Here is a 25897-nt window from a genome sequence, read left to right as displayed (position 1 = left end):
CGCCCTGGGGGCGCCGCTCAGTCCGACAGGCCCGCGGCGCGGAAGGCACGGGCGTAGATCGCGCGCACCACGTCCTGCTTGCGGGCGTTGTAGAGCATCGCGTGCTCCCCCGCCGCGTTTGCGGCGTCGGCGGCGGAGCGCTTCGCGGCGGCGTAGAGCTCCCGCTCGTCGGGGTGCGCGCGTAGCCAGTCGCGGAAGAGCCGGTGCTTCCACGGCTCCGCACTGTCGGGCCCGAAGACGTGCAGGTGGCAGCCGAGGCTCTCCCCCAGCGCCGGCGGGTCGAGGCGCAGCAGCCGGTGGCCCTGCCACCACGGCTCACGCACGGTGAGCACGAAGCCCAGCGACTCCAGCGCAGGTACGTAGGCGTCCTCGGCGTCGGGGTCGGCGAGCACCATGTCGAGGTCGAGGGTGGGCTTCGCGGCGAGCCCCGCCACGGCGGTGGAGCCCACGTGCTCCAGCGCCAGCACCCGCCAGCCCAGAGCACTGCGCACCGTCGCCGCGACCTGCGCGGAGCGCTCGGGCCACGACGGGTCCGGCTCGACGACCGCGACGTACGGGCTCGGGCCCCGGCCTGCCACCCAGGGCGACTCGCCCGGCGGTGCCTCGTCGCCGGCGAAGGACACGATCTGGGCGCGGGTCGGCATGCCGGTCAGGCTAGAGCGCCGCGGTGAGGAAGACGCGCAGCGCGGAGACGAAGGCCTCCGGCCGCTCCGAGTGCACCCAGTGCCCGGCGCCCTTGATGGTCACCTGGCGCGTGCGCGGGAAGAGGGCGCGCATCAGCGGCTCGTGCTCGGGCTGCACGTACGCCGAGCGTGCGCCGGCCATCCACAGCACCGGGTGGTCGAACGGCGCGACGTCGTCGAGCTCGGGGAAGCCGGCGATGGCGGGCAGCTCGCGGCGCAGCAGGTCGAGGTCGGCCTGCCAGCGGAAGCCGTCCTGGCCCGAGCGCAGGTTCTGCAGCAGGAACCCGCGCACCCGCGCGTCGTCGATCTGGTCGGCCAGACCCGCGTCGGCGTCGGCGCGGCTGGTCAGCGCAGGCAGGTCGAGCCCGGCCAGCGCCCCCAGCAGGTGCTCGAACTCCCCCGCCCCGTCGCTGGGCGCCGGGGAGATGTCGACCACGACGAGCCGGTCCACGAGGTCGGGGTGACGCAGCGCGAGGACCATCGCCACCTTGCCGCCCATCGAGTGGCCCACGAGGTGCACCGGGCCCTGCGCGGCGTAGCTGGCGCGCAGCCAGGCGGCGACGGTCTCGGCGACCGTCTCGTAGTCGGCGGTGCCGGTCCACGGTGAGCGGCCGTGGTTGGGCAGGTCGACGAGCACGGAGCGGAGGTCGGGCTGGAGGGCCTTGGCGACCTGGGTGAAGTTGCGACCCTGCCCGAAGAGCCCGTGGAGGAAGACGACGGTGGGGCCGGTCGAGCCGACCTCGGTCGTGTGCAGCGCGGGCGAGGACGTGTCGGAGGTCGACGGCTCGGGGGCAGCGGCGTCGGGCGAGGTCACCGGTGCAGCCTAGGAGCCCCGGCTAGCCTGCCGGGCATGGCCCTCCTGCACCGCGCGAGCATCGTCCCGACCAAGCTCGAGGCGATCAACGCCTGGCTCCCGCAGCAGCCGTGGGCGCTCGACGCGGGCGAGGTGGAGACCCTGGGCGCCTTCCGCTTCGACGACCCCGCCGGCGAGGTGGGTGTGGAGACCTTCCTCGTGCGCGACGCCGCGGGCGGTGTGCTCCAGGTGCCGCTGACCTTCCGTGGTGCGCCGCTGCCCGACGGCGAGCGCTGGCTGGTCACGACCATGGAGCACACCGTGCTGGGTTCGCGCTGGGTCTACGACGGCTGCGGCGACCCGGCCTACGTCGCGACGCTGGCGGCCACGATCGCCGAGGCGGCCGGCGAGGCCCGCGAGGTGGTGCGCCAGGGCGACGGCACCGAGGTGGAGCGAGACCCGTCGGCGCGCGCGAGCGGCACCGGCGGCGCTGCGCCGCTGGCCGACACCGCGTTCGACGTCGGGCGCGCGCTGGGCGAGGAGGCCGTCACCGACGTCGACGGCTGGACCCTCGTGCGGGTCGGGGGCGCGACGCTCGGCGTCTCCCGGCACCCCGCGGCTGCTCCGGCCGACCCGCCGGCCGGTGTGCTCACGGGCCACGCGGGCGAGGCGACCGGCCCGCTGCTGCTCGCCACGCTCACCAGGTGAGGGCTGCGGTCCGGCAGGATGGCGCCGTGATCCCCCTCGTGGCCGGCCTCAGCACGACCCAGCTCGTCGCGCTGATCGTCGTCCTGCTCATCGCGCTCGCCGTCGTCTCGGCCGTCGTGACCCGCTTCCTGGTGCGGCGCGGGCTGCGCACGCCCTTCGCGATCCGCCAGATCAACAAGGGCCGCGACAAGGTGGTCTCGATGGTCAAGCGCCCGATCACGATCATGGTGCTCGACGAGGTCGCCGACGTCATCCAGACCGGTCACTACACCAAGAACATCTCCGACGCCCTGCTGGAGAACCACGACGAGCTCAAGGCCCTCGTCACCGAGAAGGTCCGCCACGACCCGACCTCCCGGCTCATCGGACGCCTGCCCGGCTACGACCTCGTGGTCTCCGAGGTCACCGAGACCACGCTGCGGGTGCTGATCGAGATGCTCGGCGACCCCCGCATGGACGAGCTGGTCTCCGACCTGCTGCGCAACAACCTGCAGCAGATCAAGCTCGCCGTGCGCGAGCGGCAGAACGAGCTGCTCCCGCCCCCGCCTCCGCCCGATCCCTCCCCCCACCTGGCCCACCGGCGGCGGCGCACGCCCGGCTAGGATCGGCCCCAGCAGCACCCCGCACGAGCGCAGCCCGGCTGCACGCACCACCCCCGATCGAACTCCGAGCAGAGAGCGGCCCGACCGTGTCCCTTCCCGTGTCCCGGCCCGAGGCGTCGACCCCGGCCACCCCCGAGACCGTCACGCAGCAGCCCTACGTCGCTCCGCCGCCGGTCGCCGGCCCGCTCGGCTGGGCCCTGGCGCTCGGCGCCGCGACGGCGCTCCTGCTCTCCAGCTGGATGCTCTACTCCACCGACACCCCCGACGGCATGTGGTCGGGCTACATCTCGCAGTCCTTCGCGCTGGTGATCATCCTCGCGGCGCTCTCGCTCAAGGTCGACCTGCCGGCCGCGCCCGCCATCGGCGTGCTCTTCCTGTGCGGCATCGGCCTGGTGCTGGTCGGCATCTTCGCCAACAGCTCGACGACCGTCATGGTCAGCGACCTGTCGGCCGGCATCGTCGTGCTGATCGCCGCGACGCTGCGCACCACCCAGAGCCGCTGACGACGGCTCCCCCGCCCGGCCGGTCGACCCCGGCCGGGCCGCTCGACCTGCTGGGCACGTGGTCGGTCGAGCGCGACATCGACGACCGCCACGACGGGCTGCGCCGCAGCGTGGTGGGGCTCGCCGAGCTCAGCCTCCTCGGCGACGGCCGCGTGCGGTGGCACGAGCACGGCACCATGTCCTGGCCGGGCACGAGCGTGCCCGTCTCCCGCACCCTCTACGTCGAGCCCCGCGACCAGGGCTGGTGGGTCACCTTCGAGGACGGACGCGACTTCCACCCCTGGGAGCCCGGCGTGCAGGTCGACCACCCCTGCGGGCGCGACCACTACCGCGGGCTGCTCGAGCCCGGCTCCCCGGCCGGCGGCTGGACCATCACCTGGGAGGTCCGGGGCCCGGCGAAGGACTACACGATGGTCGCCGCGCACCGCCCGCTGCACGGCTGATCCGACGGCCCGGCGCCACACGTGGTCACAGGTGACCACGGCGCATGGCCCGTCTGGGCCAGGCCTCCCCCGCTCCGTCCGGACAGTCTTCGCGACGCGCGTGTCGTTCACCTCACATCGGCCCCCCGGTGTCCGTACGGTCAGGGGACGGATCCCGGACCGACGCCGAGAGGAGGAACCGCCATGTGGGACACCACCCCCGCCACCGACACGCACCTGTCGCACGACATGCCGTGCCTGCGCTGCGGCCACGCCGTGCACACCTTCCTGGCCTGCGGCGACAGCTGCTCCTGCGAGCCCGTCGTCATGCCGGGCACCCCCGTGCGCACCGCCCGCGTCGCCTGACCCCGCAGGCCGGCCCGCCGCGCGGCTCAGACGTCGACCGAGGACACCGCGCGCCAGACCGGCCGGTCGTGGTCGCCGTCGCGGACCTCGCCGGTCGACCAGGTGATCGACAGCCCGCCGGGGCGCACGTCGAGGGTGGCCAGCAGGTTGGTGAACCACGGCCCGTCGGTGACCTCCCAGTGCAGCGGCGAGCGCAGGGTGCGCCGCCCCATGACCCAGCCCCGCGGGCGGGCCTTGCCGCGCACGCCCAGCGAGAAGGCCAGCCGCATCACCGTGGGCAGCGGGTTGCGGATGGGCGAGCACACCGCCTGCACGATCCGGCTGCGCGCCTCCACCCCGGCCCTCGGGTCGGGCCAGGCGCGGGCGAGGTAGCTGTGGTGCACGTCGCCGCTGAGGAAGGTGACGGTGATCGGGGCCCGGCCCCGCTCGCCGGCGGCCACCTCGCGCGCCATCAGACCGACCTTGCGGAAGCCGTCCTGGAAGGCGGCCCAGTGCTCGATGTCGACGGCGCGGCGCAGCTTCTCGGCAAGTCGCGCGACGTGCTTGCCCCACACACCCTCCGCGACCGCCTCCACGACGGCCTCGGTGTGGTGCAGGCCGGGGGCCATGAGGAACGGCAGCGAGGTGCCGATGAGCAGGTGGTCGACGTCGCCGCGCATCTGCGAGTCGAGCCACGCCATCTCCTCGTCGTCGATGATCGAGCGCAGCTGGGGCTCCAGCACGCGGGCGGCGCGGGAGTCGACGACGACCAGGCGCGCCTGGGTGTCGAAGGTCCGGGCGTAGCTCCACCGGTAGGTGGTGGGCTCGCGGTCGGCGAGGTCGGCCAGCTCGTCGAGGGTCTGGGTGAGGTCGAGCTCCTCGGGGCCCTCGTGGCCGGCCACGAGCTGCCACACCCGGTCCTCGGCGCGACCGGCGGCGTCGAGGTTGCCCAGGTGCTGGTAGACCCAGTAGGAGGCGAGCCCGCCGACGATGCGGCCCTTCCACCACGAGGTGGCCTCCATGTCGCGTCGCCAGGTCACCGAGGTGTTCCAGTCGTCGCGGATGTCGTGGTCGTCGAAGATCATCGCGCTGGGCACGGTCGAGAGCAGCCAGCGGTTGGCGGGGTCGCTCCAGGCGAGGCGGTAGAGCTCGGCGTACTCCTCGTAGTCCTGCAGCTCCCAGCCCGGGTCCTGGTCGGGGTCGCGCCGTGCGGCGATGAAGTCGCGCATCGACTCCGAGGTCTCGTCGGCGTAGACCTGGTCGCCCAGGAACATCATGAGGTCGGGCCGTCGCTGCTCGGGGTGACGGATCAGGTGCAGGCCGAAGGTGCGCAGCGAGTCGACGCCGAAGCTCTCGTGGTGCTCCTCGTCGTGGGGCACCGCGACGCGGCACGACCCGAAGAGCAGGTGCAGCGGACGCCCGGCCAGCAGGGTCCCGATGACCGAGTCCTCCTGGGGCGTCTCCGGCGGGGGCCAGACCTCGGCGCCGTCGAGGGAGACAGTGTAGGCCGAGCGCGACCCCGGCTGGAGGCCGGTGAGCTCGACGAGCGCGTAGTGGTGCCCGTGCACCCGCCAGGTGCGGGCCTGCGCGCTCGGGCCCGCTCCCCCGCCCTCGGCGGTGGTGCTGACCGTGACCGACGTGGCGTCGGAGGTCTCCACCCAGATCGTCGCCGACGTCTCGTCGACGTGGCGCAGCAACGGTCCCAGCACCAGCTCGGTCATGCGTCCTCCCACCGGTCCGTGCGGACCTCTCCCGCGGGCACGCTACTCGCGGCCGACGGCGCCGGGCCCACCCGTGTGGGCCCGGCCGCTGCCGGGGCGCGCGGCGGCGCGCCCCGGTCCCTCCGGTGCCCTCAGGGCTGCAGCAGCACCTTGGTGGCGCGGCGCTCGTCCATGGCGGCGTAGCCCTCGGCGACCTGGTCCATCGGCAGGGTCAGGTCGAAGACCAGCCCCGGGTCGATGCGGCCGGCCAGCACGTGGTCGAGCAGCTCGGGCAGGTAGCGGCGCACGGGGGCCATGCCGCCGGCGAGGCCGACGTTGTGGGAGAACATCCGCCGGATCGGCAGCTCGACGCCGTGCGGTACGCCGACGAAGCCGACCGTCGAGCCGGGTCGGGCGACCGTGAACGCGGTGCGCATGGCCTGGTCGGTGCCGACGCACTCCAGGACCGCGTCGGCCCCGACGCCCCCGGTGATCTCCATGACCTCGGCCTCGCCCTCCTCGCCGCGCGTGGCCACCACGTGCGTGGCGCCGAAGTCGCGGGCGATGCGCTGGCGCGACTCGTGGCGCGACATGACCACGACCTTCTCGGCGCCCATCATCGAGGCCGCGAGCACACCGCACAGGCCGACGGCCCCGTCGCCCACGACCACGGCCGTGCCGCCCTCGGCGACGCCCGCGCTCACCGCGGCGTGCCAGCCGGTGGGCATGACGTCGGAGAGGGCCATCAGCGAGGGCACCAGGGCGGGATCGGGGCGGCCGTCGCCGAGCACGCCGTCGACGCGCACGAGGCTGCCGTCGGCGTGGCCGACGCGGGCCAGCTCGCCCTGGCCGCTCTGGGTGATGGAGAGGTCGACGCAGGCCGACTGCATGCCGGCGCGGCAGTGGGCGCAGGTGTTGTCGCAGTGGTCGAAGGGCACGACGACGAAGTCGCCGACGCGGATCTGGGAGACCGAGGAGCCGACCTCCTCGACGACGCCGATGCACTCGTGGCCGATGGTGGAGCCGGCCTTGATCGGGTTCTCGCCCCGGTAGGGCCACAGGTCGGAGCCGCAGATGCAGGCGGTGGTGACACGGACGACGGCGTCGGTGGGCTGCTCGACGCGCGCGTCGGGCACCTCCTCGAAGCGGATGTCGCGGGCAGCGTGGATGGTGGTGGCCTTCATGGTGCCGATCCTGGCACGCCCTCCCCGACCGCCCGGAGCGGCCCGACACGCGCGGGTCACGGAGGATGCGGCGCTATCTCACATGTGAGTTACCGTGGACGGCATGAGCGAGGGATACAAGGGTCGGATCGGCAACCTCATCCGCGACGCCCGCAAGCACCGAGGCCTCACCCAGCACCAGCTGGCCGAGCTGCTCTCCACCAGTCAGAGCGCGATCAACCGCATCGAGAAGGGCCACCAGAACCTCTCCCTGGAGATGCTGGCCCGCATCGGCGCTGCGCTCGACTCCGAGATCGTGGCCCTCGGCGCCGGTCCGACGCACCTGCGCGTGAGCGGTCCGACCACGCTGACCGGCAGCATCGAGGTGAAGACCTCCAAGAACGCCGGCGTCGCGCTGCTGTGCGCCTCGCTGCTCAACCGCGGGCGCACGACGCTGCGGAAGGTCGCCCGCATCGAGGAGGTCAACCGTCTGCTGGAGGTGCTCGGCAGCCTCGGGGTGCAGACCCGCTGGCTCAACGCCGACAACGACCTGGAGATCATCCCGCCCAAGGAGCTGCGCCTCGACGCGGTCGACGAGACCGCGGCGCGGCGTACGCGCTCGGTCATCATGTTCCTGGGTCCGCTGCTGCACCGCGCCGACGCCTTCGAGCTGCCCTACGCCGGCGGCTGCAACCTCGGCACGCGCACCGTCGAGCCGCACATGGCCGCGCTGCGGCCCTTCGGCCTCGAGGTCAAGGCGACCGACGGGATGTACCACGCCCAGGTCAACCGGGCCATCGAGCCGGGCCGCCCGATCGTGCTCACCGAGCGCGGCGACACCGTCACCGAGAACGCCCTCATGGCCGCCGCGCTGCACCCGGGCACCACGGTGATCCGCAACGCCTCGTCGAACTACATGGTCCAGGACCTCTGCTTCTACCTCCAGCGTCTCGGCGTCACCGTCGAGGGCGTCGGCACCACGACGCTGACGGTCACCGGCTGCGAGGTCATCGACGTCGACGTCGACTACGCCCCGGCCGAGGACCCGATCGAGGCCATGTCGCTGCTGGCCGCCGCGATCGTCACGAAGTCCTCGATCACGATCCAGCGCGTGCCGATCGAGTTCCTCGAGATCGAGCTGGCCACGCTGGAGGAGATGGGCTTCCGCTACGACCGCACCGAGGAGTACGTCGCGCGCAACGGCCACACCCGGCTGGTCGACCTCACCACCCACGCCTCCGACCTGCACGCGCCGCTGGACAAGATCCACCCGATGCCGTTCCCCGGCCTCAACATCGACAACCTGCCGTTCTTCGCCGTCATCGCCGCGGTGGCGACGGGCCAGACGCTGCTGCACGACTGGGTCTACGAGAACCGCGCGATCTACCTCACCGAGCTGACCAAGCTCGGCGCCTCGGTCAAGCTGCTCGACCCCCACCGCGTGATGATCGAGGGGCCGACGCACTTCTCCGGCACCGAGATCGTCTGCCCGCCGGCGCTGCGCCCGGCCGTGGTGATCCTGCTGGCGATGCTGGCCTCGAAGGGCACCTCCGTGCTGCGCTCGACCTACGTCATCCACCGCGGCTACGAAGACCTCGCCGAGCGCCTCAACACCCTCGGCGCCTCGATCGAGACCTTCCGCGACATCTGAGGTCGGGCCGCGCCCGGCGGTGGTGCGGGTGTCACCAGCCGGCCGGTGAAACCCGCACCTGTCGGCCCACGCACGGGCCGACAGGGGCGGGTCCGGGCCGACAGCTCCGCCTCCCGCCGTACGACGGGCACGCGCGGCACGGGTGCGCCCGCGGCCCCGGCAGGGGCGGCGACCGGGGTCAGCGACCCCGCCACACCGGGTCGCGACGCTCGGCGAAAGCCTCGACGCCCTCGCGGGCGTCGTCGGAGAGCAGCACCGCCGAGGCCAGCTCGCCCTGCCGCTCGAAGGCCTCGACGGGCGCCCAGCCCGGTGACTCGTCGACGACCCGCTTGCCCAGCGCGACGCTGAGGGGTGCGTTGCCGGCGATCCGCGCGGCCAGGGCGACGGCCTCCTCGAGGGCGTCGCCCGGCGCCACGAGCCGGTTGACCAGGCCCAGGGCGTGCAGGCGCGGCGCGTCGACGGGCTCGCCCAGGAGCACCAACTCCATGGCGACGTTGCGTGGCAGCCGCTCGCGGGCGCGCACCATGCCGCCGGCGGCGGCCACCAGCCCGCGTCGGGCCTCGGGCAGCCCGAAGGTCGCGTCCTGCGCGGCCACGACGAGGTCGGCGGCGAGCACGAGCTCGCAGCCCCCGGCGAGCGCCGCACCCTCCACCGCCACCACGAGGGGCGTCGTGGGCGGTCGGCCGGTCAGCCCGAGGGGCCCGCGCCCGGCGGTCACCGGCAGCTCGCCGCGGGCGGCGGCCCGCAGGTCCATGCCCGCGCAGAAGGTGCCGCCCGCTCCGGTGAGCACGATGGCCCGCACGCCCGGGTCGGCCTCGGCGTCGTCGACGGCCTGCTCGAGGGCCTCGGCGGTGCGGGCGTCGACGGCGTTGCGCACCTCCGGGCGGTCGAGCGTCACGACCAGCACGGCGCCGCGGCGCTCGGTGCGCACCGGAGGTCGCGGCGCCGCGGGCAGCGGGGCCGGCGTCGAGCCCGGGCGCCCGGGGGCGGTCAGCACGAGACGCTCCTCCCCGCTCCCGCTCCCGCTCCCGCCGCCGACGGCGACCTCGACCTCCGCGCCGAGCAGCACGTCGTCGAGCATGGCTGCGACGAGCGCGGGGTCCTCGCTGCACACCAGCACCCGCTCCCCCGCCGGCGTGAGCAGGCTGGCCACGACGGCCTCGGGCTCCCCGGAGCGGGTGTAGGGCACCGTGGCGGCCTCCACGACGGCGGGTCCGGCGTAGGAGGCGAGCACGGGGCGCCGGGGCGGCCGGTCCACCACCGGGCGCAGGTGGGCGAAGGCGCGCTCGGGCGGGGTAGCGGAGTAGAGGCCGAGGGCGTGCTTGGTGGCGTACCAGCCCAGCGAGGTGCTGAGCCCGAGCGCCCCCGGTCGGGCCCGCAGCAGCGGCACCAACGTGGCGACGGCGTGGCTGCCGTAGTTGTTGCCGGGACCGCCGGCGAAGGTGAGCCCGCCGGTGACCGTCAGGGGTCGGGCGGGGTCGTCGAGCGGCAGTCCGAGCGCGTCGGCCGCGATCTCGACCGCGGAGGGGAAGCAGGCGTAGAGGTCGACCAGGTCGACGTCCTCGATCGAGGCGCCCGCGTGGGCCAGCGCGGCCGCGCCGATCGCGGCGATCGCGGGCGAGCGCGACAGGTCCTCGCGCTCGGAGACGAACCACTCGTCGTGGGCCGAGGCGCCCGCGTGCACGAAGACCCACCGCTCCTGCGGGACGCCGGCGGCCTCGGCGGCGGCGACGCTGGTCAGCACCGTGCCGGTGGCCAGGTCGACCTGCAGGTTGGCGCAGAGCAGCTTGGTGTACGGCGCACTGACCGCGCGGTTGTCGGGTGAGGGCGTGGCCAGGTCCTCCGCGGCGACCCGGTGCGGCGACCACGCGTAGGGGTTGGCGGCGGCGACGCCGGAGAAGCGCGACCACAGCCGCGCCACGTGGTCGAGGTGCTGGCCCGCGCTGCGACCCAGGCGCCGGCGCACCGCCGACTCCAGCAGGGCGTAGACGTAGACGGGCGCACCGAGGCCCACCCCGGTCTCCGCCTCGGTGTTGGCGACGCGGTCGACGCCGACGGTGCGGGTGGGGGCGGTGCCCTCGGGCTGGCGGGGCCAGTCGAGCTCGATCCCCAGCGCCTGCGCCCGCGAGACCGTGGCGCCCGCCTCCGCGCCGGCGAGCAGCACGACGTGCGCGCGACCCGCGGCCACGGCCTCGGCGGCGTCGTTGACGACCAGCTGGCCGCCGTCGCCGCCGAAGGGGCTCGACTGCACGGTCGCGACCGGAGTCGCGCCGACGCCGGCGGCCACGAGGGCGGCCTGGTCGGCGTAGGTCCACGACGCGCTGGGCACGGCGTAGACGTGGTCGGCGGCGGCGAGCAGGTCGAGCGCCGCGCCGGCGTCCTCGGCGGCGAGCCGCAGCGCCTCGACGGCCAGCGCGACGGGGTCGCGGTCGGGCCGGGCCGCCGGGTCGGGGTCGCGCTGCACGACCTGGCCCACGCCCACGATCACCGGGGTGCTCGCCTCGAGCATCCGGCCCGAGGCCCGGTGGAGCACGGGGGCGGAGCCGACCCGCAGTCGCGGGCCCGCCGGTGCCGCGCCGCTGAGCGCCTCGGAGAGCGCCACCAGCGAGGAGGCGAGGGCGGCCTCGACGCTGCGGGTGGCGGTCGTGCCGACGGGGCCGCGCAGGGGTGCGCCGTCGAGACCGGCGTCGAGCCTCACCACGCTGCCGCCGTCGGTCGGCGCGACGCGCAGCCACAGCGCGAGGGTGATGCCCATCGGACCGGTGCCGCGCAGGGCCAGGCCGTGCTCGTCGGCCACCTCCACCCGCCAGCGCGCCTCGGCGGGGATGTCCATGAGCAGGATCTGCTGGCGCAGGGTGTCGCCCTCGGCCAGCACCTCCGGCACGTCGCCGCGGTAGGCGGCGTGCAGGGTCAGCCACGAGGCGAGCGCTCCGGTGGAGTGCAGCTGCTCGACCACCGCCGCTGCGGGCGACGCCACCGACCGGGCCGCGCCCACGTGCCGCGCGAACCCGTCGAGCCCCGCGGGCGCGGGCATCGCGGCGTCGGGGTCGAGCACGCCGTGCTCGCCCGGCCCCGCGCCCTCCTCCGGCCCGCTGCGCGCGGAGCCGGCCAGCCCCACCCGCGCGGCGAGGCCCTCGCCCACCCCGGCGGCCAGGCCGCGCACCAGCCCCGGGGTCCGCGCGAGCGCCACCGCTCCCCGCGCCCCCGCCGTCGTACGCCGCACCGCGCGCGCCACCCGGTCGGCGGGGGCGGGCGCGCGGCCGGGGGTGGCGGGTCGGGCGGGGTCGGTGGCCGCGGAGGGCTCGGGGTCCATGTGATCAACATATCGTCGGCCCGGACTGTTTGTGGGACAGGACCGTTAGCCTGGCCCGATGACCGCGACCCGCCCGTCACACCCCCGGCGCAGCCAGGCCGAGCGCAGCGCGGCGACCCGGACCCGAGTGCTCGACGCGACCGTGGCCTCGCTGCTCGAGAAGGGCCACGCCGCCACCACGCTGGCCGAGGTGCAGCAGCGCGCCGGTCTGGCCCGCGGCACGCTGCTGCACCACTTCCCCACCCGGGCGGCGCTGATGGTGGCGGTCGTCGAGGAGGTCGCCGCCCGGCGCCTCGGGGTGCTCGGTGAGCGGGCCGGCACCAGCACCGGCACCAGGGCCGACGCGCAGGCCAGCCCGCAGGCCGACACGCAGGCCGACACGCAGGCCGACACGCAGGCCGACACGCAGGCCGACACGCAGGCCGACACGCAGGCCGRCACGCAGGCCGACGGCGGTCGACCTCGTGCAGGCCGACCTGGCCGACCCCGTCTTCCTGGCCGTCCTGGAGCTGTGGGTGGCCGCGCGCACCGACCCCGACCTCAGGTCGGTGCTGGGCCCGGTCGAGCGCCGGGTCTTCGCCACGGTGCACGCCACCGTGGCGGAGGTCGTCGGCGACGAGGACCCCCGCGTCGCGACCCTCGTGCAGTTCACCGTCGACCTGCTCACCGGCGCCGCCATGACCCGGCTGGTCGACCCCGGTGGCTCCGCGCAGGCGCGGGTCGTGGAGCGGTGGCGGCGCGCCCTCCCCGTGCTCCTCGGGCGCGCCGACGCCGACACCTGGCTGTGACCCGCCCCCGACCGGCCCCCGACCGGCCCCCATCCGCGCCGGGCCGGCGGCCGACACGCGCGGCGGGCCCCACCCGCCGCTCCCCGGGGCCGGGCGCGGAGGTGCATACTCACGCCCGTGACCCGACGCCCGCGCACCTCGGCCGCACCGCGGGCGTCGCGGGCCGACGCGGTGCCGGCGTACCTGCGGGAGGGCACCACGGGCGCCGGGCCGACGCGACCGGTGCTGGCCTTCGCCCACCGCGGCGGTGCCTTCCACCCCGAGATCGAGGGGCTGGAGAACACGCTGGCGGCCTTCCGCCACGCCGCCGACCTCGGCTATCGCTACCTCGAGACCGACGTGCACGTGACCCGTGACGGCGTCCTGCTGGCCTTCCACGACAGCGTGCTCGACCGGGTCAGCGACCAGCGCGGCGCGATCTCCTCGCTCAGCCTGGCCGAGGTCCGACGAGCCCGGGTCGGCGGCCGGGAGCAGGTGCCGACCCTGGCCGAGCTCTTCGACGCCCTGCCCGGGGCCCGCTTCAACGTCGACCTCAAGTCCGACGGCGCCGTGGCGGCCCTCGCCGACTTCATCGCCGCGCGCGAGGCGTGGGACCGGCTGCTGGTGGGCTCGTTCTCCCCGCGACGGCTGGGGCGGTTCCGCCGGCTCACCGGCGGGCGCGTGGCCACGTCGGCCCACCCCGTGGAGGTGGCGGTGTGGCGGCTGTGCCCCAGTGCGCGCCTCGCCGACCTGCTCACCGGACGGCGGGTCGCGGCCCTCCAGGTGCCACGGGAGCGGCGGTGGGGCCGCTGGCGGCTGCAGGTCGTGACCCGCTCCGTCGTGCGCCGGGCGCACGCGGCCGGCAAGCACGTGCACGTGTGGGTCGTCGACGACCCCGAGGAGATGACCGCGCTGCTCGACCTCGACGTCGACGGCCTGATGACCGACCGCACCGACGTCCTCCGCGAGGTCCTCGTGGCGGCGGGGCGGTGGAGGGAGCCCGCATGAGCACCGACCCCGAGCAGTCGACCGGCGCCCCGCGCTGGGTCGCCGACCTGCGTCCGCTGGAGCGGCGGCGCGAGCAACGGGCCTGGAGCTGGTACGACTGGGCCAACTCCGCCTTCTACACCTCGGTGCTGACGGTGCTCTTCGCGCCGTACATGATCACCGTCGCCGGGCGGGCCGCCGGCTGCCCCGACCCCGACGAGACCTGCAGCCGCACCGTCTCGCTGCTGGGGCTCGACCTGGCCGCCGGCTCGCTGCCGGCCTACCTGACGACCTTCGCCACCATCGCCAGCGCCTTCGTGCTGCCCGTGGTGGGGGCCTTCGTCGACGGCTCGGCGCACAAGAAGCGCCACATGGCCGGCTTCGCGTGGGCCGGCGCGCTCGCCGGGTCGCTGCTGTTCTTCATGGAGGGCGACGACTGGCAGCTCGGCGCGGTCGCCGTGGTGGCCGCGAGCATCCTCGGCGGCTGCTCGCTCGTGAGCTACTACGCGATCCTCGTCGACATCTCCACCGTCGAGGAGCGCGACCGGGTCTCCTCGCGCGGCTGGGCGTGGGGCTACCTCGGCGGAGGCCTGCTGCTCCTGCTCAACCTCGTCGTCGTGCTGGGCCACGACGCCTTCGGCATCGGCACCGAGCTCGCCGTGCGGCTCTCGATGCTCTCGGCGGCGCTGTGGTGGGCCGGCTTCACGATCGTGCCCTTCGTGCGGCTGCGCGACCACCAGCCCTCCCCCGAGGCGCCGTCGCGCGAGGGCTCCCTCGTGCAGCGCAGCTTCGGGCAGCTGTGGACCACGATGCGCGAGCTGCGCGGCTACCCGATGACCATGACCTTCCTGATCGCCTACCTCTTCTACAACGACGGCATCCAGACCGTCATCGCGAGCGCCTCGACCTACGGCTCCAAGCAGCTCGGTCTGAGCCAGACGGTGCTCATCGCGACCATCCTGATGATCCAGTTCGTCGCCTTCGGCGGCGCGCTGCTCTTCGGCCGGCTGGCCTCCACCCACGGGGCCTACCGCTGCCTGTTGTGGGGCACGGTCGGGTGGATGGCGATCGTCGTCGCCGCCATCGCCCTGCCCGCGGGCGACGTCGGGCTCTTCGTGCTCACCGGAGCCGCCATCGCGGTCGTCATGGGCGGCACCCAGGCGCTGTCGCGCTCGTTCTTCAGCCTGCTCATCCCGCGCGGCCGCGAGGGCGAGTACTTCGCGCTCTACAACGCTGCCGAGCGCGGCACCTCGTGGTTCGGCACGCTGCTCTTCGGCGTGGTCTTCCAGCTCACCGGCTCCTACCGCCCCGCCATCTTCGCCCTGCTGGTGTTCTTCCTGCTGGGCTTCCTGGTGCTGCTGCGCCTCGACCCCCGGCGCGGCATCGAGGAGGCCGGCAACACCGTGCCGGCCTCGCTGATGCGGCGGGCGGCGGCCTGAGGGGCTCGCCCGCCGCCCGGGGGCCGCATCCTGAGAGGCGACTGTGAATCCGCGGGGGTGAGCCGCGTCGCGGTGTTTTCCGGAATTGTCCGGACCTCAGTACCGTTGATCACTTCGTGAGACCGGCATCGCGACGGCCGCTGCGTTCCCGCGGCCCACGGCGACCATGCCGTGCTTCGGCCTCACGTCAGACCACCCGGGGGACAAAGAACTGGAGGTGCCTCATGGCTGAGCGCACGTTGCGCGGAGCGCGACTCGGAGGACAAAGCTTCGAGGACGAGCGTGGCATCGAGTTCGCGGCCCGCCAGCAGGTCGGCTACCGCTGCCCGCAGGGTCACGGCTTCGAGATCACGATGTCGGTCGAGGCCGAGATCCCGGCGGTGTGGGAGTGCCCGCGCTGCGGCGCCGAGGCGCTGAGCACGTCGGGCATCGAGAAGGAGGTCAAGGCCGAGAAGCCGGTGCGCACCCACTGGGACATGCTGCTCGAGCGCCGCTCTGAGAAGGAGCTCGAGGACATCCTCAAGGAGCGCCTCGAGCTGCTGCGCGGCGGCGAGATCGGCCCGGCCCACCTCCACCGCGCCAACGCCAAGAAGCGCCAGGCCTCCGCCTGACGCCCGCGCGGGTCCGGCCCCGGCCGGACCCCGCGACGCGGCGGCTACTCGTCGTCGACGACCTCGCCCCGGACCACCGGCCCCTGCGGCCCCGGTCCGGGGCGTCGTGCGTCCGGGCGAGGTGCGCCCGGGAACCCGCCCGGGAACCCGCCCGGGAAGCCGCCTGGTCCGGCGGGGCCGCCGCCGGCCACACCACCCACCAGGCGTCGCGAGAAGAGCGTGGTGAGCACGCCGCGGAAGAGCGGGCGCGTGATCGGCAGGATGAGCAGGATGCCGAAGACGTCGGTCACGAAGCCCGGGCTCAGCATGAGCGTGCCGCCCAGCACCACCAGCCCGCCGTCGGCCAGCTCGCGCGCGGGCATGCGCCCGGCCTCCAGCGTGGTGCGCATCGCCCGCCACGCGCGCGCCCCCTCGCGGCGGATGAGCCATCCCCCGAGGATGCTGTCGAGCACGAGCAGCAGCACGGTCCAGCCCACGCCGATCACCTGGCCGACCTGGATCAGCACGTAGATCTCGACGATCGGCATCACCACGAAGGCGACCACGAGCAGCAGCGCCCAGGGGCGGCGCCGGCCGGCGGCCGGGCTGCCGGGTCGCCGGCCGGGCCGGGGTGCGTCGTCGGGGTGGCTCACGGGCGTCCCGCCCCGCTGCGCGCGCGGTGCGAGCGGCCCGACCCGGCGGTGCGGGCGCGGCGGCGGCGTACGGCCCCGGCGAGCTGGCGGCGCCGCTCGCGCAGGCCCCACTCGGTGACGCGCCGCAGCGACTCCGAGGCCACCGACCCGCTCATCTTGGAGTCGCCGCGCACGCGCTCGACGAACTCGATCGGCACCTCCCGCACCCGCAGGCCCGCCCGCAGCGTGCGGGCGGCGAGGTCGGTCTGGAAGACGTAGCCCGTCGAGGCGACCGTCGACAGGTCGATCTTCTCCAGGGTGGTGCGCCGGAAGACCCGGAACCCGGCGGTGGCGTCGCGCACCGACATGCCCAGGAGCAGGCGCACGTAGAGGTTGCCCCCGCGCGAGAGCGCCTGGCGGTGCCACGGCCAGTTCACGACCGAGCCGCCGGGCACCCAGCGCGAGCCGATCACGAGGTCGGCCTGCTGGAGCGCGTCGAGGAGGGCACCGAGCTGCTCGGGCTGGTGGGAGCCGTCGGCGTCCATCTCGCCGATGACGTCGTAGCCGGCGCGCAGCGCGACGTCGAAGCCGTGGAGGTAGGCCGCTCCCAGGCCCTCCTTGGCGGTGCGGTGCACGACGCTGACCTGGGGGTCGGCCGCGGCGAGGGCGTCGGCGAGGTCGCCGGTGCCGTCGGGCGAGCCGTCGTCGACGACGAGCACGTCGACGTCGGGCTGCGCCCGGCGCAGCCGCCCGACGATCCAGGCGATGTTCTCGGCCTCGTCGTAGGTCGGGACGACCATGACGACGCGGCCGAGTCCGGCGATGCTCATGCGGGGCCTCGTTCGCTCGAGTGACCGGCGAGCGCGGGCGCGCTCCCGGAGGTGCGGTGCGTGAGTGTGGGTCGACGACGATACGGGACGACGGCCGCCAGGAGTCCGAGGAACGACGCCAGGATGCACAGCCGGGCCACCCACGGCCCGACCCTGACCCCCGGGGTGACGGTGCTGGTGAGCCCGACCTCCGAGACGAGCACGGCGGTGGTGCGGGGGTCGGCGGTCTCCACGACCTCGCCGGTCGGCGAGACCACCCCCGAGACGCCGTTGGTGGAGGCCACCACCGTCCAGCGCCCGGTCTCGATCGCCCGCAGCCGCGTGATCGCGAACTGCTGGTCGATCTGGTCGGTCTGGATGAAGGTGGCGTTGGAGGTCTGCACGGTGAGCAGCTCCCCGCCGCGGGTCACCTGGGCGTAGATGCCGTCGTCGTAGGCGATGTCGAAGCAGATGGCGTCGGCCACGCGCACCCCGGCGACCTCGAGCGGCTCCACCCGGGTGCCGGCCCGCATGTCGCGCTGGATGCGGGCCAGCTCGCCGAAGTTGAAGTCGAGCAGCTGTCGGAAGGGGATGTACTCCCCGTAGGGCACCGGGTGCCACTTGGTGTAGCGCTCCCCCGCCCCGCTGACCGGGTCCCACACGATGCCCTGGTTGAGCACGTGGTCGGGGCCGTCGTCGACCAGCCCGCCGACCACGACCGGCACCCCGATCGCGCCGACCGCCCGCTCGATCCCGGCACGCGTCGTGACGTCGCTGAAGGGGTCGACCGCGGTGGAGTTCTCCGGCCACAGCACGAAGTCGGGACGGGCCGCCTCGCCGCGCGCGACGTCGTCGGCGAGGTCGACGGTGGCCTGCACGTGGTTCTCGGTCACCTGGCGGAAGTCGTAGAGCACGTCGTTGCCCAGCGGTCCGGGCACGTCGCCCTGCACGGCGGCGACGGTGGCGGTGCTCGGGGCCTCGTCGAGCTCGCGCGCCCCCGCGTCGTACGGCGCGAGCGCCGGCACCGCCAGCAGTGCGACCAGGCCCGCCAGTGCTCCGCCCGCCGCGAGCCGGGAGCGGCCCGTGGCCACCACGAGCCAGGCCAGCAGCGCCGAGCCGAGCGCGAGCAGCGCGCTCACGCCGACCATGCCGACCCACGGCAGCGAGGCGGCCACCGGGGTGTCGACGACGGCGAAGGCCAGTCGGCCCCAGGGCATGCCGCTGAAGGGCCAGCCGCTGCGCACGACCTCGGCGGCCACCCAGGCGGCGCCCGCCCACAGCGGCCAGGCGCCTCGTGTGCGCGGCGCGGTGGAGAGCCGTGCCACCGCGGCGCCGAGGGCGGCGTAGAAGAGCGCCTCCACCACCGACAGCGCGAGCCAGGCGGGCACGGCGACGGCGCGCATCCACCAGATGTGCACCAGGTAGAAGGACAGCCCGAAGACGAGGCCGACCACCAGCCCGCGCCGCGCCGACAGGCCGTGGGCGCAGACGAAGAAGCCGGCCACGGCCAGCGGCAGCACCGCCGGCACCGCGACCGGCTCGAAGGCCAGCGAGAGGGCGACACCGGCGAGGAGGGCGCCCAGGCTCCGGATCAGCACGCGACCACGGTACGGGGCGTGTCCCGGCAGAGGTACGGAAGGATCCCGGCACCCGTCGGTCCAGCCCGGGCGAGACCGGCTGCCGCGGCCGCGCTGTTGTCTAGGGGGACCAGGATCCTTCCGTGCCCACTCCCGCGGAGCGGACCGACCTCCGCGAACAGCGTCGGACAGGTGCGTGGCACCCACACCCTCCGACACGGCCACTCGGACGTCGGTCCGACTCCCGCGATCTGCGCGAGCGGACGGCACACGATGACTTTCTGCGCGCCCGGGTGTCAACCGAGCGCTGACCTGCGACGACGCGCGTCTGCGCAGGTCAGCGCGGCGCTCTGGATCGTGAAAATCCCCGAGAAATCTAGACCGGTCGCGGCGTGTCGCCGTCGACGCGCCGACCCGCTGTGGCAACAGCCCCGAGGAGGGCGCGGGCGAGGTCGACGTACTGCTCCGCGAGGTCGGGCAGCGCCGTCGGACCGGTCGGGTCGAACCACCGCGCGACCCCGCTGCACATCTCCAGCAGGGCCCGGCGGGCCAGGGCCGGCGAGCTGACGTGGAAGAGCCCCGCCGCGAGCCCGGCGTCGATGGTGTCGTGCCAGACCGCCTCGTAGCGGTCGCGGAGCCCGACCACCTCCGCGCGCACCGGCCCGGTGAGCGCGGCCACCTCACCGTCGACGACCCGGGTCTCCAGCGGGCGCTCGCCGTGGCTGCGCACGTGCAGGCGCACCAGGGCGCACAGCCTCTCCCCCGGGTCGGGCTCCCGGGCGGCCACGGCCTGCGCCTCGGCCAGCAGCCGCTCGAGGCTCTCGCGCATCAGGGCGCCGAGCAGCTCCTCCTTCGACCCCATGTGGTGGTAGAGCGAGGCCGAGGAGAGCCCGGCGCGCTCCGCGAGCTGGCGGATCCCGGTGCCGTGGTAGCCGCGCTCGGCGAAGAGCTCGAGGGCGGCCTCGCGCACCCGCTGCGCCGTCGGGGCCGGCGCGGTCTCCGCGGCTCTCATCCGGCCTCCCGGTGGTGTAGCGTCGGATCCGATCGATCGATCGATCGATGGAGTCCGAGACTAGCAGGAGGCCGCGCCGGTGAGCGTCGACTACACCTACGACGGCACGGTGGCCCAGCTCCACCTGGCCCGCCCCGAGCGGCTCAACGCCGTCGTCCCCGCCCTCACCGACGCCCTCGCCGCCGGACTGCGGCGCGCCGAGGCCGACGGTGCGCGCGCCGTGGTCCTGGCCGGGCGCGGCCGGGCCTTCTGCGCCGGCCACGACCTCAAGGAGCCCGAGCCGGTCGAGACCGTCCTGGAGACCCGGGCCCGGCTCGAGGCCATCCAGGACGTCACCCGGCTCGTGCGCCGCTTCCCCGGCCCGGTCGTCGCCGCCGTGCACGGCTACGCCCTGGGTGCCGGCGCGGAGTTCGCGCTGGCCTGCGACGTGGTCGTCGCCGCCGAGGACGCCGCCTTCGGCTTCCCCGAGGTCAGCGTCGGCCTCAGCGTCACCGGCGGGGTCTCACGGCTGCTGCCCGTGCTCGTGGGCTGGGCCCGCGCCAAGGAGCTGCTGCTCCTGGGCGAGCGGGTCTCCGGCGCCGAGGCCGCCGCGATGGGCCTGGTCGCCCGCTCCGTGCCCCCGGGCCAGCACGAGGAGGTCGCCCTCGAGCTCGCGCGCCGCGTCGCCGCACGGCCGCCGCTGTCGGTGAGCCTGGCCAAGCAGGTGCTCGACCTGGGCCTCGACGCCACGATCGAGGAGGCCATGGCCCGCGAGGTCGACCACGCCGTCCTGACCTCGCTCTCGGGCGAGGGCGAGGCCCCCCGCGAGGAGTTCGTCCGTGGCTGAGGTCGACGCGCCGGGGACGCCCCGGGAGGAGCCGCCGCTGGCCGGGGCCGACCTGCAGGACGCCAGCCTCGCCGACCTCGTCGTGCGGGCCGCGCGCCGCTGGCCCGACCGACCGGCCTGGACCTTCGAGGACGCCGACGGCGGCCTCACCCGGCTCGACTTCGCCGCGGTCGAGGCCCGCACCGCCGCGTGGGCGCAGCAGCTGCGCGAGCGCGGCGTCGACCAGGGTGACCGCGTCGGCGTGCTGCTGGGCAACACCGCCGACTTCCCGACCGCGTGGCTGGCGCTGGCCCGGCTCGGTGCGGCGATGGTGCCGCTCAACGTCCGCTACCGCAGTGCCGACGCGGGCCACGTGCTCGCCGACGCCGGTGTGCGGCTGGTGCTGGCGTCCCCGGCGTACTCCGCGGTGCTGGCGGGCGTCGAGCCGGCTCCCGAGGTGCTCGACGTCGCCGACCTCGACGCCGGTGCCGCCACCGCGGCGCCCTTCGATCAGCGGCCGGTCGACCCCGCCACGACCGCCAACCTGCAGTACACCTCCGGCACCACCGGTCGCCCGAAGGGCTGCCTGCTCCCCCACCGGTACTGGACGACCCTCGCCGGCTCGCTCACCACCGGGTTCCCCCACCTCACCGGCGACGACGTCATGCTCACCGCCCAGCCCTTCCACTACATCGACCCGCAGTGGAACGTCGCGACCGCCCTGCTGGCCGGGGCCCACCTCGTGGCCCTCGACGGCTTCCACCCCTCCACCTTCTTCGCCCGCGTGCGCGCCCACGAGGTGACCTACTTCTACTGCCTGGCCTCGATGCCCGTGCTGCTGCTGCGCATGGACCCCGACCCCGCCGACCGCGACCACCGGGTGCGCGCGGTGCAGTGCTCGGCGATCCCGCCCGGGCGCCACGCCGAGATCGAGGAGCGGTGGGGGGTCGGCTGGCACGAGGCCTTCGGGATGACCGAGACCGGCGCCGACATCCGCGTCGGCGCCGAGGAGCACGACGCGCTGGTCGGCACCGGCTGCCTGGGCCGGCCCGCCGCCCACCGCGAGGTGCGCGTCGACGACGACGGGCAGCTGTGGCTGCGCGGGCCGGGCATGATGGACGGCTACCTCGGACACCCCAGCCCCTTCGACCCCGACGGCTGGTTCCCCACCGGCGACCTGGCCCGCCTCGACGAGCAGGGCCGTGTCTACCTCGCGGGCCGCATGAAGGACATGATCCGCCGCAGCGGGGAGAACGTCGCCGCCCACGAGGTCGAGGACGTGCTCCAGTCGCACCCCGAGGTGCGTCTGGCCGCCGTGCTCGGCGTGCCCGACGAGGTGCGCGGCGAGGAGGTCAAGGCCTACGTCGTGGCGCCCGGCCTCGGTGAGGACGCTCCCGAGGTGCTGCGTGCGTGGTGCGAGGAGCGGCTCGCGGCCTTCAAGGTGCCGCGCTACTGGGAGCTGCGCGCGTCGCTGCCGCTGACCGCCTCCCAGCGCGTCGAGAAGGCCGCGCTGCGCCGCGAGGCCGCCGCTGCCGGGGCCGCCTCGTGAGCCCCGCGCTGCAGGCCGACGTCCTGCTCACCAACGCCCGGGTCCGCACCCTCACCGGCCCCGGTCGCGCCGACGTCGCCTCCCACCTCGCCCTGCTCCACGGTCGGGTGGTGGCCACCGAGGAGGTGCCCGCCCGGCGGGTGGTCGACCTCGGCGGCGCCGTCGTCGTGCCGGGCTTCCACGACGCCCACAACCACATGGCGTGGTACGGCCTCAGCCTGGCCGAGGTCGACCTGCGACTGCCCGACCTCGACGCGCTCTACGCCGCGGTCGCCGAGCGCGCCGCGACGCTCCCCGAGGGCGCCTGGGTGGTCGGAGCCGGCTACGACGAGAACAAGATCGGCGCCCACCCCGACCGCGACGCCCTCGACCGCGCCGCCGGCGGACGACCGGTCTGGCTGCGCCACACCTCCGGCCACATGTGCGTGGTCAACACCCCGCTGCTCGCCGAGCTGGGGCTGGCCGACGCCGCCCGCGACGTGCCGGGCGGCCTGGTCGTGACCGACGCCACCGGCCGGCCGACCGGGCTGCTGCAGGAGCAGGCGCAGCAGCTGCTCAACGCGCTGGTGCTGCCCTACCCCGTGGCCACGCTGGTCGACGCGATCGAGCGCGCGGGGCGGGTCTACCTCTCGCAGGGCATCACCTCGGTGGTCGAGGCCGGCGTGGGCGGCGGCTGGATCGGCAAGAGCCCGGTCGAGGTCGCGGCGTACCTCTCCGCGCGCGAGCAGGGCCGCCTGCCCGTGCGGGTGGAGCTGATGGTGGCCGCCGACGCGCTGCACCCGCTCACCGCGCACGTCGACGACGACATGCCGCTCGGCCTCGACCTGGGCGTGCGCACCGGCCTGGGCGACGACCGGCTGCGGCTCGGGCCGGTCAAGGTGTTCTCCGACGGCTCGCTGATCGGCCACACCGCCGCCATGTGCGAGGACTTCTCCGACACCCCCGGCGAGCGGGGCTACCTCCAGGACGACGCCGAGGCGCTGCGCACCCGCATCCTGCAGGCCCACCGCTCGGGGTGGCGCGTGGCCGCCCACGCCATCGGCGACGCCGCCATCGACCTCGTCCTCGACGCCTACGCCGAGGCCCAGGAGCGCTGGCCGCGACCCGACGTGCGCCACCGCATCGAGCACTTCGGGGTCTCGCGGCCCGACCAGGTGCTGCGCGCCGCAGCGCTCGGGGTGGTGCCGGTGCCGCAGGGCCGCTTCGTCGGCGAGATCGGCGACGGCATGCTGCGCGCGCTCGGCCCGGAGCGCTCCGGGTGGGCCTACCGCCACCGCACCCTGCTCGACGCGGGGATCGTGGTGCCCGGCAGCTCCGACCGGCCCGTCGTCGACGGCGCCCCGCTGCTGGGCATGCACGACATGGTCAACCGCCTCACCGACGGCGGGCTGCCCTGCGGGCCCGAGGAGGCCGTGACCGGGCTCGAGGCGCTGGTGTCCTACACCTACGGCTCGGCCCACGCCTCCCGGGTGGAGACCAGCCGCGGCACCCTGGCGCCGGGCATGCTCGCCGACCTCGCCGTCCTGTCGGCCGACCCCGGCGACCCGAGGGAGGTCGACCCCGCGCGGCTGCGCGAGGTCGAGGTGCGCGAGACGTGGCTCGGTGGCGAGCGGGTGTGGTCCGCGTGAGCCCCCGTCTGGTCGAGCTGTCGTCCCTGGGGGCGGCGGACGTCGAGGCGGTCCGCGCGATCTACGAGGGCGCCTTCCCCGACGAGCTGCTCGCCCCCTTCGAGGACCTCCTCGTCGACCGGATGCTCGTCTACCTCGCCGGCAAGGACGGGGAGGACGGCGAGGACGGCCGGGGCGTGCCCGTCGGGCTCGCCCTCGTGCGCGACCTCGTCGACGCCGTGCCCGCCGGGCGTGGCGACACCGGCTGGACCTTCCTGCGCTACTTCGCCGCCGGCCGGCGCGGCCAGGGCATCGGCTCCGCGCTGTGGGCCGAGCTCACGGGACGGCTGCGCGCGGAGGGCCGCACGCGGCTGGTCTGGGACGTCGAGGACCCCGACGAGCCGGACCTGCCGTCCGAGCTGGTCGAGGAGCACCGCCGCCGCATCGTCTTCTACGAGCGCCTCGGCGGACGGCTGCAGCCCGTGCGCGACTACCTGCCGCCCCACGACGACGGCCACGCCCCGCGGCTGCTGCTCATGGACCAGCCGCTCACCCCGCCCGCCGACGGTCAGGAGGAGGTCGGCCTGCGGGAGCTGGTGGAGACCGTCTACGCGCTGCGCTACGGCGTGCCCGCCGACGACCCCGTCGTACGTCGGACCCTGGCGGCGAGCGGACTGGTCTAGAGGACGACGGCCTCAGCGCCGCGATACCGAAGATCTTGCGGCGCGTGGTTCGACACGCAGGAGGATCTTCGTTTACGGTTCCCTTATGAGCATCGAGACGTCCATCGCCTCCCTGGTGGAGGACCAGACGGGTCAGCCGTACCCGTACCGCCGCGTCGAGCTGGTCGAGCCCGACTGGACCCGGTTCCCCGGCTGGCGCGACGTCACCGCCGAGGAGTGGGCCTCGGTGCAGTGGCAGCGCTCGCACTGCGTCAAGAACGTGCGCCAGCTGCGCGAGCTGATGGGCGACCTGCTCGACGAGCGGTTCTACGCCGACCTCGAGCGCGACCAGGCCGAGCGCGCCACCATGTCGATGCTCGTGCCGCCGCAGATGATGAACACGATGGCGCCGACCACCGAGCCCGCCGGCCGCGGCTCGCTCACCGACGCCTTCTACGCCGACCCGGTGCGCCACTACATGATCCCGGTCTTCTCCGACCGCCGCACCGACTGGTCCTCCCACCCCTACGCCACCCGCGACTCGCTGCACGAGCACGACATGTGGGCCACCGAGGGCCTCACCCACCGCTACCCCACCAAGGTGCTGGCCGAGCTGCTGCCGACCTGCCCGCAGTACTGCGGCCACTGCACCCGCATGGACCTCGTGGGCAACTCGACCCCGGTGATCGAGAAGCTGAAGTTCGCCGGCAAGCCCACCAACCGCATCGAGGACATGCTCGACTACCTGCGCCGCACCCCCTCGGTGCGCGACGTGGTCGTCTCCGGCGGTGACGTCGCCAACATGCCGTGGCCCCGCCTCGAGGCCTTCCTGATGTCGGTGCTCGAGATCGAGAACGTGCGCGACATCCGCCTGGCCACCAAGGCCCTCGTCGGGCTCCCCCAGCACTGGCTGCAGGACGACGTGCGCGAGGGCGTCGCCCGCGTCGCCGGTCTGGCCCGCGCCCGCGGCGTCTCGCTGGCCATCCACACCCACGCCAACCACGCCAACTCGATCACCCCGCTGGTCGCCGAGGCCACGCGCGCGATGCTCGAGGCCGGCGTGCGCGACGTGCGCAACCAGGGCGTGCTGCTCAACGGCGTCAACGCCGACCCGCACGCGCTGCTCGACCTGTGCTTCCGGCTGCTCGACGGGGCGCAGATCATGCCCTACTACTTCTACATGTGCGACATGATCCCGTTCTCGGAGCACTGGCGGGTCTCGGTCGCCGACGCCCAGCGCCTGCAGCACCACATCATGGGCTACCTCCCCGGCTTCGCCACCCCGCGGATCGTCTGCGACGTGCCCTTCGTCGGCAAGCGCTGGGTGCACCAGCTCGCCGACTACGACACCGAGCGCGGCATCTCCTACTGGACGAAGAACTACCGCACCTCCATCGAGGCCGCCGACCCCGAGGCGCTCACCCGCACCTTCGAGTACTACGACCCGATCCACACCCTCCCCCAGGCCGGCCGCGACTGGTGGGCCGAGCACGGCGAGCTCGACACCTCCGCCCTCAAGGCCGCCGAGATGGCCGAGGCCTCCCGGCGCACCGCCGCCCTCCAGGCCTGGTGAGTCGC

The 25897-nt window shown here is 74.7% G+C and carries 24 protein-coding genes and 1 pseudogene; 16 read left to right on the top strand and 9 right to left on the bottom strand.

Features of this window, described 5'->3' with window-relative positions:
• Positions 1 to 17 precede the first annotated feature (17 nt).
• Together ASF50_RS08720 and ASF50_RS08715 are read right to left on the bottom strand one after the other, a co-directional pair.
• Complete coding sequence (locus ASF50_RS08720; RefSeq protein WP_056904070.1) at positions 18 to 644, bottom strand: GrpB family protein; 627 nt, start codon at positions 642 to 644, stop codon at positions 18 to 20.
• A 10-nt stretch (positions 645 to 654) separates the two neighbouring features.
• A complete protein-coding gene (locus tag ASF50_RS08715) occupies positions 655 to 1497 on the bottom strand; it encodes an alpha/beta fold hydrolase (RefSeq protein WP_056904069.1) in 843 nt (280 codons plus the stop codon).
• A gap of 36 nt (positions 1498 to 1533) precedes the next feature.
• Here ASF50_RS08715 and ASF50_RS08710 point away from each other — a divergent pair, with 36 nt between their 5' ends.
• From ASF50_RS08710 to ASF50_RS19450, 5 genes are all read left to right on the top strand, one after another.
• Positions 1534 to 2184: a CG0192-related protein gene (locus ASF50_RS08710; RefSeq protein ID WP_056904068.1), complete on the top strand. Its 651-nt coding sequence runs from the start codon at positions 1534 to 1536 to the stop codon at positions 2182 to 2184.
• Positions 2185 to 2210: 26 nt separating this feature from the next.
• Entirely contained in the window at positions 2211 to 2786 is a 576-nt protein-coding gene (locus ASF50_RS08705; RefSeq protein ID WP_056864442.1) for a hypothetical protein, read from the top strand.
• A gap of 86 nt (positions 2787 to 2872) precedes the next feature.
• Positions 2873 to 3289, top strand: coding sequence for a hypothetical protein (locus ASF50_RS08700; protein ID WP_156697892.1), 417 nt, complete (start codon positions 2873 to 2875; stop codon positions 3287 to 3289).
• A complete protein-coding gene (locus ASF50_RS08695; protein ID WP_235557622.1) occupies positions 3286 to 3732 on the top strand; it encodes a DUF6314 family protein in 447 nt (148 codons plus the stop codon). Before ASF50_RS08700 ends, ASF50_RS08695 begins: the two co-directional genes overlap by 4 nt.
• Before the next feature lie 183 nt (positions 3733 to 3915).
• The gene (locus tag ASF50_RS19450; protein ID WP_193660834.1) at positions 3916 to 4077 is read left to right on the top strand and encodes a hypothetical protein; all 162 of its coding nucleotides are present in this window, start codon (positions 3916 to 3918) and stop codon (positions 4075 to 4077) included.
• 26 nt (positions 4078 to 4103) lie between these two features.
• Here ASF50_RS19450 and ASF50_RS08690 read toward each other — a convergent pair whose 3' ends face one another.
• Together ASF50_RS08690 and ASF50_RS08685 are read right to left on the bottom strand one after the other, a co-directional pair.
• A complete protein-coding gene (locus ASF50_RS08690) occupies positions 4104 to 5777 on the bottom strand; it encodes an alkaline phosphatase D family protein (protein WP_056904067.1) in 1674 nt (557 codons plus the stop codon).
• A gap of 131 nt (positions 5778 to 5908) precedes the next feature.
• On the bottom strand, positions 5909 to 6940 hold the full coding sequence (locus tag ASF50_RS08685; RefSeq protein WP_056864437.1) for a zinc-dependent alcohol dehydrogenase family protein: 1032 nt from the start codon (positions 6938 to 6940) through the stop codon (positions 5909 to 5911).
• Positions 6941 to 7043: 103 nt separating this feature from the next.
• Between ASF50_RS08685 and ASF50_RS08680 the strand changes: the two genes are divergently transcribed.
• On the top strand, positions 7044 to 8570 hold the full coding sequence (locus ASF50_RS08680; RefSeq protein WP_056864692.1) for a helix-turn-helix domain-containing protein: 1527 nt from the start codon (positions 7044 to 7046) through the stop codon (positions 8568 to 8570).
• Between the two features lie 178 nt (positions 8571 to 8748).
• On the opposite strand, the gene ASF50_RS08675 is transcribed toward ASF50_RS08680, so the two are convergent.
• The gene (locus tag ASF50_RS08675; RefSeq protein WP_082502905.1) at positions 8749 to 11883 is read right to left on the bottom strand and encodes a crotonase/enoyl-CoA hydratase family protein; all 3135 of its coding nucleotides are present in this window, start codon (positions 11881 to 11883) and stop codon (positions 8749 to 8751) included.
• 58 nt (positions 11884 to 11941) lie between these two features.
• On the opposite strand from ASF50_RS08675, the pseudogene ASF50_RS20055 reads away from it, so the two are divergent.
• From ASF50_RS20055 to ASF50_RS08650, 5 genes and pseudogenes are all read left to right on the top strand, one after another.
• A pseudogene (locus ASF50_RS20055) lies at positions 11942 to 12139 on the top strand (helix-turn-helix domain-containing protein); the annotation flags it as partial.
• A gap of 208 nt (positions 12140 to 12347) precedes the next feature.
• Positions 12348 to 12671, top strand: a complete 324-nt coding sequence (locus ASF50_RS08665) for a TetR family transcriptional regulator C-terminal domain-containing protein (protein WP_056904065.1) — start codon at positions 12348 to 12350, stop codon at positions 12669 to 12671.
• 117 nt (positions 12672 to 12788) lie between these two features.
• Positions 12789 to 13658 (top strand): glycerophosphodiester phosphodiesterase, encoded by an 870-nt coding sequence (locus tag ASF50_RS08660; RefSeq protein WP_321163133.1) that lies wholly within the window; start codon positions 12789 to 12791, stop codon positions 13656 to 13658.
• Positions 13655 to 15076 (top strand): MFS transporter, encoded by a 1422-nt coding sequence (locus tag ASF50_RS08655; protein WP_082502903.1) that lies wholly within the window; start codon positions 13655 to 13657, stop codon positions 15074 to 15076. Before ASF50_RS08660 ends, ASF50_RS08655 begins: the two co-directional genes overlap by 4 nt.
• A gap of 224 nt (positions 15077 to 15300) precedes the next feature.
• Positions 15301 to 15687 carry an RNA polymerase-binding protein RbpA gene (locus ASF50_RS08650; protein ID WP_056864435.1) on the top strand — a complete coding sequence of 129 codons (387 nt, stop codon included), beginning with the start codon at positions 15301 to 15303 and terminating at the stop codon, positions 15685 to 15687.
• A gap of 44 nt (positions 15688 to 15731) precedes the next feature.
• Here ASF50_RS08650 and ASF50_RS08645 read toward each other — a convergent pair whose 3' ends face one another.
• The 4 genes from ASF50_RS08645 to ASF50_RS08630 form a co-directional block, all read right to left on the bottom strand.
• On the bottom strand, positions 15732 to 16319 hold the full coding sequence (locus tag ASF50_RS08645; protein WP_235557596.1) for an FxsA family protein: 588 nt from the start codon (positions 16317 to 16319) through the stop codon (positions 15732 to 15734).
• Positions 16316 to 17128 (bottom strand): polyprenol monophosphomannose synthase, encoded by an 813-nt coding sequence (locus ASF50_RS08640; protein ID WP_056904064.1) that lies wholly within the window; start codon positions 17126 to 17128, stop codon positions 16316 to 16318. The genes ASF50_RS08645 and ASF50_RS08640 overlap by 4 nt, the downstream gene beginning before the upstream one ends.
• Complete coding sequence (gene lnt, locus ASF50_RS08635) at positions 17125 to 18705, bottom strand: apolipoprotein N-acyltransferase (RefSeq protein ID WP_156718155.1); 1581 nt, start codon at positions 18703 to 18705, stop codon at positions 17125 to 17127. Before lnt ends, ASF50_RS08640 begins: the two co-directional genes overlap by 4 nt.
• Before the next feature lie 355 nt (positions 18706 to 19060).
• The gene (locus ASF50_RS08630; RefSeq protein ID WP_056904063.1) at positions 19061 to 19696 is read right to left on the bottom strand and encodes a TetR/AcrR family transcriptional regulator; all 636 of its coding nucleotides are present in this window, start codon (positions 19694 to 19696) and stop codon (positions 19061 to 19063) included.
• A 79-nt stretch (positions 19697 to 19775) separates the two neighbouring features.
• On the opposite strand from ASF50_RS08630, the gene ASF50_RS08625 reads away from it, so the two are divergent.
• From ASF50_RS08625 to ASF50_RS08605, 5 genes are all read left to right on the top strand, one after another.
• On the top strand, positions 19776 to 20522 hold the full coding sequence (locus ASF50_RS08625) for an enoyl-CoA hydratase/isomerase family protein (RefSeq protein WP_056904062.1): 747 nt from the start codon (positions 19776 to 19778) through the stop codon (positions 20520 to 20522).
• A complete protein-coding gene (locus ASF50_RS08620; protein WP_235557595.1) occupies positions 20515 to 22050 on the top strand; it encodes an AMP-binding protein in 1536 nt (511 codons plus the stop codon). The genes ASF50_RS08625 and ASF50_RS08620 overlap by 8 nt, the downstream gene beginning before the upstream one ends.
• Complete coding sequence (locus tag ASF50_RS08615; RefSeq protein WP_200920052.1) at positions 22047 to 23678, top strand: amidohydrolase; 1632 nt, start codon at positions 22047 to 22049, stop codon at positions 23676 to 23678. Before ASF50_RS08620 ends, ASF50_RS08615 begins: the two co-directional genes overlap by 4 nt.
• Positions 23675 to 24340 (top strand): GNAT family N-acetyltransferase, encoded by a 666-nt coding sequence (locus tag ASF50_RS08610; protein WP_162242372.1) that lies wholly within the window; start codon positions 23675 to 23677, stop codon positions 24338 to 24340. The genes ASF50_RS08615 and ASF50_RS08610 overlap by 4 nt, the downstream gene beginning before the upstream one ends.
• Before the next feature lie 85 nt (positions 24341 to 24425).
• Positions 24426 to 25892: a KamA family radical SAM protein gene (locus ASF50_RS08605; RefSeq protein WP_056904060.1), complete on the top strand. Its 1467-nt coding sequence runs from the start codon at positions 24426 to 24428 to the stop codon at positions 25890 to 25892.
• The last annotated feature ends 5 nt before the right edge of the window (positions 25893 to 25897 follow it).

This window comes from Nocardioides sp. Leaf307 (assembly GCF_001423135.1).
Taxonomy (GTDB): Bacteria; Actinomycetota; Actinomycetes; order Propionibacteriales; family Nocardioidaceae; genus Nocardioides; species Nocardioides kribbensis.
The sequence above is the reverse complement of the archived record's forward strand: the minus strand, read 5'-3'. Positions and strand labels throughout refer to the sequence as shown.